The organism is Brevundimonas sp. (genome assembly GCF_032017145.1).
Taxonomy (GTDB): Bacteria; Pseudomonadota; Alphaproteobacteria; order Caulobacterales; family Caulobacteraceae; genus Brevundimonas.
Genome location: NZ_DALZQC010000113.1, coordinates 1 through 9913, shown reverse-complemented (window position 1 = coordinate 9913; position 9913 = coordinate 1). Strand labels below are relative to the sequence as shown.

Genomic DNA, 9913 nt, shown 5'->3' with positions numbered 1-9913 from the left:
TTCAGGCGGACCGCAAGTCGCCGCTGCGGGGGCCGCTCCAATGACCGACCGCAACCTGAACGCCGGGCGGGCCACCGGCGACGGCCGCGAACCCGCCGTCGCCCCGCCGCCGCCCGCGCCCCGTTCCGACGACCGCGCCTGGGCCCTGGGTTTCCTGCGCCTGATCCAGGCCCGCGACGACAGGAGCCGCCGATGCGCATGACCGTCCTGTCCGTCACCGTCGCCGTCCAGCATGGCGACACGATGAAGTCGGTCGAGATCGCCGGCGCCTTCGACCCCGTCCTGAACGCCGCCCACGCCCGTTCCGTCGGCGCAGCCATCGGCGTCATGGTGTCCGACAACCTGGAACGCCGCATCCGCTTCGGCGAAGACCTGGCGAGGGCGGCATGAAGACCGACAACCCTGCATTCGCGCCGGTGGACCTGCTGACGGCGGACCTTGAGATCGACAGCAGCATCTACAAAGGCTTCGCGGCTGCGATCATGGTGAAGGGGCAACCGCGCATGATCGCCCTGTGCCGGGAATACGCGGACGCGGTGCAGTTGATGGCTATCATCGACGCCAGCCGCCCCCCAGCCGCCGATACCGACAGGGTGCGGATCGCAGTGGAGGCGTTGGAGCGCATCCTCAGAAGTCACCGGGCATCAGTTTACCCGTCCGAGTTTGAGTATGTGCGCCAAGCCCTCGCCGCCCTGAAATCGACGGCCGCACAGGAAAGGGGCGCGCCATGACCGCGCTCGCCTTCCACGCTGTCGAGGCCGGGCCGCGCGGCCGCTTCTACACTGGCCAGCAGGCCGCAGCCGCCGTCGGCCTCAGTCACGAACGCTTCCGCAAGGTGCGGCTGGCCTGGACCCGCGACCGCGACTTCCCGGCCGAAATCAACGAGCCGGGCGAGCCGGTCCGCTACCTCGCGGACGCCGTGGACCGCTGGGTCGAGCGCCGCAGCCGCCGCGTCCATCCGGTCGCGGACACTCCGCCACAGGTCCGCAGGCTGGACGCCGCCAGCGCCGCCGGCCCGGTATCGTCAGGGGCTGCACGCCGGGGCCGCGCCTCGCTGCGCGCCATCCGGGGGGACTTGCATTGATCGACTTCCTGCCGTTCCGCCGCCGCTCGCGGCCCCAGCTGCTGAACGAACGCGGCCAGGGCCTGGCCCTGCTGATGTTCGCCCTGGCGGTGCTGTTCCTGGTCGTGCTTGTGGCCAAGGGGCGGTTGTGATGGGCTGGCTGTTCGGCTGGGCGCACGCCCTGGTCCTGGGCGCCCTGCATCGAAAGGCCCTGTTGCATGACTGACGTCTTTATCGCCGAGGTCCGCCGCTCGCTCCGCGCCTCCCTATTTACCCGTCTGCGTCCTTACGGCCTGTCGCAGGACGAGGTGACGCGACTGGTCGCCAGCGCCACCGACAACGCCATGAAGACCGCCGCCATTCCCGATCTGGCCGTCGCCGCGTCGCTCTCCGGCCCCGTGGCTGACGCGCTGCGAACCGCCGCGCCCGACAGCCCCGCGCTCAAGACCTATGACGCCGCCCGCAAGGGCCTGCCTGACGGTGTGCGCGAACTGGCCGAACGCGCCCCGGAGGCCACCTGACATGCCCAGGAAGCCCGCCAGACCGACCCGCCGCCAGCGTCCGCACGGCGTCCTGCCCGCCGGCTTCACCTGGCGGGACGGCCGCCCCCGCTGGATCCCGTCGCCCACCCGCCGCGACCAAGGCTGGAAGCCGACCGATCTGGCGACGCATGAACGCGGCGCCAAGGTCTGGATGACGCAAGGGACCGCCATCGACCGGTGCAAGGCGATCAACGCCGCCGTCGCCGCCTGGACGCTGCGCGGCGAGCTTGTGCCCGCCGACATGGCCGCCTTCGCCCCGGCCGGCGCGCTGGACGCCTCGCGTCCGTCCCCGTCGCAGCAGAAATCGCGCCGCGCCATCGGCGCCCTGGCCGACGCCTGGCTGGCGTCGGACAAGTTCACCCTGCCGCGCGGCAAGGGCGGCCTGGCAGACAGCACCAAGACCGACTACCGCTCCAAGCTGAACCGCCTGTTCGTCGCCCTGGTCGAGGACGAGAACAGCCTGGCCAAGATCGACGCCCTGCGCGCCCTTGACATCGACACCCTGGCCGCGCCCGAGGACGAGGGCGAGGATTTCCCGTTGGAGCAGGCCTACCACTGGCTGATCCAGAACGTCGGCCACGCCCAGGCGTATGGCGTCATGTCCGTGGCCTCGGCCTGGCTGGGCTGGTGCTGGCGCAAGAAGCGCATCAAGGCCATGGCCACCAATCCGGTCGAGCTGATCGACCGCACCCCGCCCGAAGGCCGCATCCGCATCGCCTCGCCGGACGAGGCCCGCGCCCTGGTCGCCGCCGCCGACGAAATCGGAAAACCCTCTATCGGCGACGCCGTCCTGCTGGCGCTGGATCTCGGCTGGTCGCTGGCCGATCTGCTGCGCCTGGACTGGCGCCGCGTCGTCACCCAGGCCAATCCCGAGACGGGCGAACCGCACCTGGTGGTCAAGCGCGTGTCCCGCCAAAAGACAGGCGTGGCCTCGTCCGACATTCCGCTGATGGCCTTGGGCCTGGCGGCCGTCGCCCGCATCCGCGTCCGGTTCGCTGACGCCAAGGTCACGCCGACCCACCTGATCGTGCGCGAGCCGTCGCCCCGCAACCGTTCGGGCGTCTGGACCAACAAGGCGTTCAACGACGCCTGGAACGAGGTCAAGACAAAGGCCGCCGAAGCCGCGCCGACCCTGCTGGGGATCGAAGGCCAGGGCGATGACGCGGTCGAGCCGTTCGACTTCATGGACCTGCGCGACACCTTCATCACCCTGGCGCGCGAGGTGCCGCTGTCGGTCGAGGAAACGACCCAGCGCAGCCTGCACAAGTCCAACGCCCGCGTGCACGCCGTCTGGCAAAAACACTACGGCACGGCCACCGCCCTGATGGGCGCCGCCGGCGCCCGCAAGATGGACGCCCACCTGGCCGCCACCGGCTGGCGCGCGGTCCTGCCTTCGGCCGTGTGACTTAGCCGACCATCACCGACCAATCCCGCCCTTTTCCGACCTGGTTGCCGGTAGCGAAAAGCCCCGCCCGCACTGAACACACCCCTTAGCGGACGGAACTTTTAATCAGAGGGTCCTCGGTTCGAGCCCGAGAGGACGTACCATTTTCATTCATCGCCCAGCCTTTATTTAGTCTAGGCCGCCTCGGCGGTGACGCGGGGCGCGATATCGGCCGCTCGGCTGCCTATGGCCTGGGCCAGGGCCGATCCGACGACCTGTCCCATCTCGTGCGAACTGGTGATGCCCTGGGCGAAGGGATGGCGGCCCATCAGGAAGGGCAGGCTGAGACAAAACAGCCGGTCGGGCGGCAGTTGGTCTGTCACCGGATGGAAGGCGTCGTCCAGGGCGACGCCACGCACCGCCTTGGGCGCATCGGGCGAGATTTGATCCAGGATGATCCCCTGCGCGATCAGGGATGGGAAGGGGAAGGCGTCTGCCGACAGCGGACGTTGGCCCAAAGCCTCGACAAAGACCGGGAAATGCAGGCGCAGCCCGTCATAGTGGACGGCGGCGCCGCAACCCTCCGCCGGCTGGGTGTCCAAACGATAGTCGTCGCCCAGCGCCAGCACCTGAAGCCGGCCTGCGTCGTGCAGCGCCAGAAGGCGGGCGATGGAAGCGTGGGGCACGGCGCCGTAATCGTCGACGAACACCGGCTTCAGCCAACGCTCGAACCGTTCGAACTGGCGACCGTCCAGATGCGGGACGATCGCGCCGATCACCTCGTGCATCCGCAGGATGGCGTCGCGCCAGGGAATGGTGAAGCGACGTTCGTGGTTGCGGCGGGCCTCCTCCAGATTCTGGCGCGCCCAGACGAAGGGGTCGGTCGCCGCACGCGCCGCGAAATAGGTCTCGCCAAAGGATTCCACCGTCGCATCGGCAAGCTCGATGGATTGGGCGTAGTCGGGATCGGCCAGCATCAGTTCCTGTCGGAACAGGTCGAAAGCCTGGTCCAGCAGGTCATCGGTCCTGCGCGCGATCAGATCGGCGATGGCCGCCTCGGTGCATAGGGCGAGCGGGGCGTGGGGCAGGGGGAAGTAGAAATCCGCCTCGGGCAGCAGGCCCTTGCGCGACATCATGGTCAGGCCGAACGCCTCGGCGCCGCGATGCGGAACATAGATCAGGTCGCCGTTCTCTTCCTCGACGAAATCGCCGTGCGCCCGCGCCAAACCCACGGCTGCGTCGATCGCGGACAGGGAGGACCCGCGAATCCCCACCTGCGCGGCAGGCGGCCCCGACAGTTTCGACGCCGGCCATGGCGACAGGAAGTAGCCGGGTCGCGCTTGCGGGTCCGACGGCCATTGATGGCCGGTCGCCAGCACCACATGGTCGAAAGTCTCGTCCGTCACGAACCCCAGATGCGGCGCGACCGTCAGCCGTATGCCGTCCGATACGTTCGCGGCGTCGATGACGCGACAGGCCGTGCGGACCTCGATGCTGGCGCCCGCCGCCCGGGCGTCGCGCACCAGGGCGGCGAACTGGTCGGCGAAATAGCGACCCAGAACCACGCGCGGCAGGAAGGCCCGCGCATCGATCTCATCCGGGGCGACGCCCATGGCCGACAGATCAGCCGAAGGCTGACGTTCCAGCCAGGTCAACAGCGTCTCCCGCACGGGTGGGATTTCGACGCTGGCGATATTGGCCAGCATCGCCGGGTCGTTCCACCCAGGCCGATAGGGCGCGCCCATGCCCGCCGTCCGCTGTTGTTCAAAGACGGTGATGTCCACGTCCAGGCGACCTTCGGCGAGCAGGGCGGCCAGGGTGTAGATTGTCGTCGGCCCGGCTCCGACAAAGGCGATGGATAGCGTCATTCCCACTCAATGCGCCATTGCGACTATGGCGCCATGGCCTTGAAAATTAAGGAGGGCCGGGGCCGCGTCGGAGTCATGGCCGTCTGAGAGCGATTTAACGCTCCGCTTGCATCGTTTGTCCGTGGACGGCGTTCAGCCTGCGAGATCAAGGGGCTGGCGGCGCGTGACATTACAACAGGGACTGGCGTTCGGGCTGATCGGCCTGACGATCGGGGCGTTCATCTGGGGGCGTTTCCGGTTCGATCTGGTGGCGGTGGTGGCCCTGGTCGTGGGTCTGGCGATCGGGGTCATCCCGGCCGAGGCGGCCTTCGACGGGTTCAAGAACGACGTCACCGTCATCATCGCCTGCGCCCTTATCGTGTCGGCAGCCTTCGCCCGGTCCGGCGTCGTGGAGCTGGCCATGCGGCGGGTGCTGCCGCTGTTGAAGACCGAGCGCAGTCAGGTGCCGGTCCTGACCACCGCCGTCACCGTCCTGTCGATGGCGACCAAGAATGTGGGCGCCCTGGCGATCATGATGCCGGTCGCCCTTCAGGTCGCGCGGCGAACCGGATCCGCGCCGTCGCGGCTGCTGATGCCGATGGCGTTCGGGGCCATGGCCGGCGGCATGGTCACCCTGGTCGGCACCGCGCCCAACATCATCGTCGCCGAGGTGCGCCAGCAGATCGTGGGCCGGCCTTTCGGCATGTACGACTTCGCCCCGGTCGGTCTGGCGATCACGGCCATGGCCCTGGTGTTTCTGGCCGTCGGGTATCGCATCCTGCCCAAGGATCGGCGCGGCGCGACCCAGATGAACGCGGCCCTGGCCGCCAACGCCTACGCCACCGAGGTCATCGCGCCCGAGGACTGGGTCGAGGAATCCATGACCATCTCGGCGCTGACGGCCTGCGGCGAGGGGGACGTGCGGATCATGGCCCTGATCCGGGGCGGCAAGCGCCGGCCCAGCCCGCGCGGCAATGTGGTGGTGCGCCCCGGCGACGTCCTGCTGATCGAAGGCGAGCAGCAGGCCCTGCAGGAATTCATCGCCCGATCCAAGCTGAAGCTGATCCGCGAGGATCGCCCCATCGCCATGGACAATCCCGCCGAGGAGATCGCGGTGGTCGAGGCGGTGGTCGGCCGCAACTCGCCCCTGCAAGGTCAGTCGGTGAAACAGTCGGACCTTTACGGCAAGCACGGCATCAACCTGCTGGGCGTGTCACGCAGCGGCTATGAACTGACCCAGCATCTGCGCACCGCGAAACTGGCGCCGGGCGACATCGTATTGTTGCAGGGCGCCGAACAGAGCCTGCCCACCGCGTTGCAAGCCCTGGACCTGTTGCCCCTGGCCGAGCGCGAGGTTCGGTTGGGCAGCACCAAGAAGCGGTTCCTGCCCGCCGTCGTACTGGCCGTCGCCATGGTTCTGGTCGGGATCGGGCTGGTCCCCGTGGCGGTCGCCTTCTTCGGCGCAGCGGTGGCCATCGTGGCCTTGGGCGGCCTGAAGATGCGCGAGGCCTACGCCGCCCTGGACGGGCCGCTGCTGGTCCTGATCGCCGCCCTGATCCCGGTCTCGGATGCGATCCAGCAGACGGGCGGGTCGGACCTGATCGCCGGCCTGCTGCGCCATGTGTTCAACGGCCTGCCGGGGGTGGTCGCGGTGGCGGGGGTTCTGCTGGCCTCTATGGCGGTGACGCCGTTCTTGAACAACGCCGCCACCGTCCTGATCGTCGCCCCGATCGGCGCGACCCTGGCCAAGCAACTGGGCTTCAACGCCGATCCCTTCCTGATGGCGGTGGCGGTGGGCGCGGCCTGCGACTTCCTGACGCCCATCGGGCACCAGTGCAACACGCTGGTCATGGGACCGGGAGGCTATCGGTTCGCCGACTATCCCCGGCTGGGCGCGCCCTTGAGCCTGCTGGTCCTGTTCGTCGCGCCGCCGCTGATCCTGCTGTTCTGGCCGCTGTGACGACGCGGTTGTGACCACGCGACCTTTGGCGGGGACCGCCGGACGTGATCTAAGAGCCCGGATGAAAACAGTTGTTTGTGCGATAGCGGCGGCTGGCGTGGCCTCGGTCGGTCTGGCGGGCTGCAACGCCGGGCGTTCGGCCATGGGCGGGGCCGAGCAGGTGGGGGCGGGGTTCGCCGCGGCGGCAACGGCGCCGCTGGAGGATTTCAACCTGCGTCGTCAGATGATCCCGACGGTGCTGCTTCAGGCCGAGGCCAACCCCTACGACCTGCGTAATCTGAACCAGTGCTCCACCATCGGCGCCGAGGTCGCGCGGCTGGACGAGGCGCTGGGGCCGGACACCGACGAGCCGCCGCGCCAGGACGGATCGTATCTCAGCGAACGGGCGGCCGATGCGGCGGCCCGGGCCGCGCTGAACGCCATTCGCGACACGACCACCGACTTCATTCCCGGCCGCAACTGGATTCGTAGGCTCAGCGGGGCCGACCAGCATTCCAAACACGTCCAGTCCGCCATCCAGTCCGGCCGGATGCGCCGCGCCTTCCTGAAGGGGATGGGGATGCAGCGCAACTGCGCCCCGCCCGCCGCGCCCAGTTGGTTCCGGCCACACCGCTAGGTCCGGCCAGCATTCGCTTGACCGGCCTCCCAACTCGTCATTCCGGGGCTGAGCGGAGCGAAGAAACCGGAACCCAGGGCCGCAATCGCGCCGCTTGACGTGGTCCGGCGCCGACGCAGTTGTCCTGGTTTCCGGGTTCGTCCTTCGGACACCCCGGAATGACGGCATCGACCGAATGAGGGTTGGATTTGATTCAGCCGTTCGACGTATGCCGCGCATGGAAGTCGCGGCGGAACGCCTCGAACCGGCCTTCCGAAATCGCCGCCCGCATGGCCGCCGTCAGGGCCTGATAGAAGGCGATATTGTGCCAGCTGAGCAGCACCTTGCCCAGGATTTCGTCGGCGCGGATCAGGTGGTGCAGATAGGCTTTTGAATACTGCGACGACGGCCCGTCGATGGTCGGATCCAGCGGGTCCCGATCCTCGGCGAAGCGGGCGTTCTTCAGGTTCAGCGGGCCGTCCCAGGTCCAGGCCTGGCCGTGGCGCCCGGCGCGGGTCGGCAGGACGCAGTCGAACATATCGACGCCGCGATAAACGGCCTCGACCAGATCGACCGGCTTGCCCACGCCCATCAGATAGCGGGGGGGGTCCTGGGGCAGGAACTCGGGCGCGTAATCCAGCACTTCGCACATGGCATGATGGCCTTCGCCCACGGCCAGGCCGCCGATGGCGTAGCCGTCGAAGCCGATTTCCTGAAGCTGTTCGGACGACTGGCGGCGCAGGTCTTCGAAGGTGGAGCCCTGCTGGATGCCGAACAGGGCCTGATGCTCGCGCGCGCCGAACCGCGCCTTGGAACGCGCGCCCCAGCGGATCGACAACTCCATCGCCTTCTTCGCCGCGTCCTTCTCCGCCGGATAGGCGACGCACTGGTCCAACTGCATGGAGATGTCGGCGCCGATGCGGTCGGCCTGGATCTCGATGGAGCGTTCGGGCGTCAGGACGTGTTTGGAGCCGTCGATGTGGCTGGAGAAGGTCACGGCCTCCTCCTTTACCTTCGATATACCCGCCAGCGACATGACCTGAAAACCGCCCGAGTCGGTCAGGATCGGCTTGTCCCAGCCCATGAACCTGTGCAGCCCGCCCAGACGCTCCATCCGTTCGGGGCCGGGCCGCAGCATCAAGTGATAGGTGTTGCCCAGCAGGATGTCGGCGCCGGTCGCCTTGACCTGATCCACCGTCATCGCCTTGACCGTGGCGGCGGTGCCGACGGGCATGAAGGCGGGGGTGCGGATGTCGCCGCGCGCGGTCTTCAGCACGCCGGTGCGGGCGCGGCCCTCGGTGGCGGAAATCTCAAACGGGAAAGGCATCAGGCGATCAGTCGTTCAAGCTGTTCGACCCGCGCCAGATCCTTGGGACGGCCGAACAGGCGGTAAAGGGCGATGTGGTCCCGGACATCGGGCACGAACAGCGGCGTGTCCTCCACGAAGACCTGACGGCGCGAGGCGAAGGCGGCCGGGGTCCAGTCGCCGCCGTCGCGCACCTCCAGCCCGGCCATCACCTCGATCAGGATCGGCTGGTCGGGCGCCCGGCCGAAGACGGCGGAGCGGAACAGGCCCTCGCCCGGATCGGCCACCACATGGCCGTCCAGCGCCGCCAGCAGGGCGCGGGCGTCGCGCGGCGCGCACAGCACGTCGATGTCGGGCACATGGATCTCGTCCAGGCCGTACAGCGCCATGGCCGCCCCGCCGAAGATCCACCACGGCGACTTCAGGTCGCGCGCGGCCTCTCCGACGGCGATCAGGCCATCCTTGAGGTCGTCGGGCAAATGATCGGCGGACACGTCGGACGGTCTTTCTGCTGAAGGGGAGGGGGCATTTAGGAGGTCTGACGGCGAATGGCCACCCGGCTCACCAATCCAGTGCCGCTTCGCCGCGCAGGATCGCCTCGGCCTGGGAGCTGTGTTTGCCGCCCTCGCGGTCGTGCAGCACCAGGGGCGGCAGCAGGCGCAGCGGCGCGCGTCCGGTCTTGATCGCCTGGACCAGAACCCGCTTGGCCGGCTCGTCCGCAAACGGATGAATGGAGCGGATGGCGAACGATCCCGCCTTTTCGCCCAGCAGGGCCAACAGGTCCGCCAGCCGATCCGCGCGGTGGATCACCACGATCCGCCCGCCCTCGCGCACCGCCTTCAGCAGAAAGCCGGTCCAGGCCGTCAATCCGTCGTCGGCCATCCAGGCGCCGCGCTTGCCCTCGGCCGGGGCGCGCAGGGCGCCGGGGTCGTCGAAGAAGGGCGGATTGGACACGGCCCAGTCGCCCGGCGTCGCGTTCAACGCCCGAAAGCCCGCCGCCACGTCGCCGGGGTGGATGGTGGTCGTCCCCGCCACGTCGTTCAGCACCGCGTTCTCGACCGCCAGGGCCGCCATGGCCGTATCGCGCTCTATCCCCGTAAGCCGCACGCCCGGCCGCCGGGCCGCGATCTGCATCAGAACCGCGCCCGCGCCGCAGCCGGCCTCGATCACCGTCTGCCCCGGCAGGGCGGGAACCGCCGCCGCCAGCAGACGGTGA

13 protein-coding genes are annotated in these 9913 nt (G+C 68.8%); 9 read left to right on the top strand and 4 right to left on the bottom strand.

Translation table 11 applies throughout. From position 1 onward, the window contains the following. The 7 genes from RTU05_RS15075 to RTU05_RS15045 all read left to right on the top strand — a co-directional run. The coding region (locus tag RTU05_RS15075) for a hypothetical protein (protein WP_312599167.1) at positions 1-202 on the top strand (202 nt) is incomplete at its 5' end. After that, positions 193-390: a hypothetical protein gene (locus RTU05_RS15070; protein WP_312599166.1), complete on the top strand. Its 198-nt coding sequence runs from the start codon at positions 193-195 to the stop codon at positions 388-390. The genes RTU05_RS15075 and RTU05_RS15070, both read left to right, overlap by 10 nt. Then, the gene (locus tag RTU05_RS15065; RefSeq protein ID WP_312599165.1) at positions 387-731 is read left to right on the top strand and encodes a hypothetical protein; all 345 of its coding nucleotides are present in this window, start codon (positions 387-389) and stop codon (positions 729-731) included. Before RTU05_RS15070 ends, RTU05_RS15065 begins: the two co-directional genes overlap by 4 nt. Continuing rightward, positions 728-1084 carry a hypothetical protein gene (locus tag RTU05_RS15060; RefSeq protein WP_312599164.1) on the top strand — a complete coding sequence of 119 codons (357 nt, stop codon included), beginning with the start codon at positions 728-730 and terminating at the stop codon, positions 1082-1084. The genes RTU05_RS15065 and RTU05_RS15060 overlap by 4 nt, the downstream gene beginning before the upstream one ends. Continuing rightward, positions 1081-1215, top strand: a complete 135-nt coding sequence (locus tag RTU05_RS15055) for a hypothetical protein (RefSeq protein ID WP_312599163.1) — start codon at positions 1081-1083, stop codon at positions 1213-1215. Before RTU05_RS15060 ends, RTU05_RS15055 begins: the two co-directional genes overlap by 4 nt. Positions 1216-1281: 66 nt before the next feature. Then, complete coding sequence (locus tag RTU05_RS15050; protein WP_312599162.1) at positions 1282-1584, top strand: hypothetical protein; 303 nt, start codon at positions 1282-1284, stop codon at positions 1582-1584. A gap of 1 nt (position 1585) precedes the next feature. Further along, the gene (locus RTU05_RS15045) at positions 1586-3010 is read left to right on the top strand and encodes a hypothetical protein (RefSeq protein ID WP_312599161.1); all 1425 of its coding nucleotides are present in this window, start codon (positions 1586-1588) and stop codon (positions 3008-3010) included. A gap of 173 nt (positions 3011-3183) precedes the next feature. Here RTU05_RS15045 and RTU05_RS15040 read toward each other — a convergent pair whose 3' ends face one another. Beyond that, on the bottom strand, positions 3184-4857 hold the full coding sequence (locus RTU05_RS15040; RefSeq protein WP_312599160.1) for an FAD/NAD(P)-binding protein: 1674 nt from the start codon (positions 4855-4857) through the stop codon (positions 3184-3186). 163 nt (positions 4858-5020) lie between these two features. Between RTU05_RS15040 and RTU05_RS15035 the strand changes: the two genes are divergently transcribed. Both RTU05_RS15035 and RTU05_RS15030 read left to right on the top strand, forming a co-directional pair. Beyond that, complete coding sequence (locus tag RTU05_RS15035) at positions 5021-6796, top strand: SLC13 family permease (RefSeq protein WP_312599159.1); 1776 nt, start codon at positions 5021-5023, stop codon at positions 6794-6796. A gap of 61 nt (positions 6797-6857) precedes the next feature. Continuing rightward, positions 6858-7412, top strand: coding sequence for a hypothetical protein (locus RTU05_RS15030; protein WP_312599158.1), 555 nt, complete (start codon positions 6858-6860; stop codon positions 7410-7412). A gap of 193 nt (positions 7413-7605) precedes the next feature. On the opposite strand, the gene tgt is transcribed toward RTU05_RS15030, so the two are convergent. The 3 genes from tgt to RTU05_RS15015 all read right to left on the bottom strand — a co-directional run bounded on the left by tgt (position 7606) and on the right by RTU05_RS15015 (position 9906). Beyond that, complete coding sequence (gene tgt / locus RTU05_RS15025) at positions 7606-8721, bottom strand: tRNA guanosine(34) transglycosylase Tgt (protein WP_312599169.1); 1116 nt, start codon at positions 8719-8721, stop codon at positions 7606-7608. Continuing rightward, positions 8718-9191 carry a hypothetical protein gene (locus RTU05_RS15020; RefSeq protein WP_312599157.1) on the bottom strand — a complete coding sequence of 158 codons (474 nt, stop codon included), beginning with the start codon at positions 9189-9191 and terminating at the stop codon, positions 8718-8720. The genes tgt and RTU05_RS15020 overlap by 4 nt, the downstream gene beginning before the upstream one ends. Positions 9192-9258: 67 nt before the next feature. Further along, a complete protein-coding gene (locus RTU05_RS15015) occupies positions 9259-9906 on the bottom strand; it encodes a methyltransferase (protein WP_312599168.1) in 648 nt (215 codons plus the stop codon). Between the last annotated feature and the right edge of the window lie 7 nt (positions 9907-9913).

Excerpts from the sequence above, each read along its gene's own strand:
- RTU05_RS15045 (WP_312599161.1), top strand. The coding sequence starts at position 1,586 with ATGCCCAGGAAGCCCGCCAGACCGACCCGCCGCCAGCGTCCGCACGGC.
- RTU05_RS15070 (WP_312599166.1), top strand. The coding sequence starts at position 193 with ATGCGCATGACCGTCCTGTCCGTCACCGTCGCCGTCCAGCATGGCGAC.
- RTU05_RS15030 (WP_312599158.1), top strand. The coding sequence starts at position 6,858 with ATGAAAACAGTTGTTTGTGCGATAGCGGCGGCTGGCGTGGCCTCGGTC.
- RTU05_RS15065 (WP_312599165.1), top strand. The coding sequence starts at position 387 with ATGAAGACCGACAACCCTGCATTCGCGCCGGTGGACCTGCTGACGGCG.
- RTU05_RS15050 (WP_312599162.1), top strand. The coding sequence starts at position 1,282 with ATGACTGACGTCTTTATCGCCGAGGTCCGCCGCTCGCTCCGCGCCTCC.
- RTU05_RS15040 (WP_312599160.1), bottom strand. The coding sequence starts at position 4,857 with ATGACGCTATCCATCGCCTTTGTCGGAGCCGGGCCGACGACAATCTAC.
- RTU05_RS15060 (WP_312599164.1), top strand. The coding sequence starts at position 728 with ATGACCGCGCTCGCCTTCCACGCTGTCGAGGCCGGGCCGCGCGGCCGC.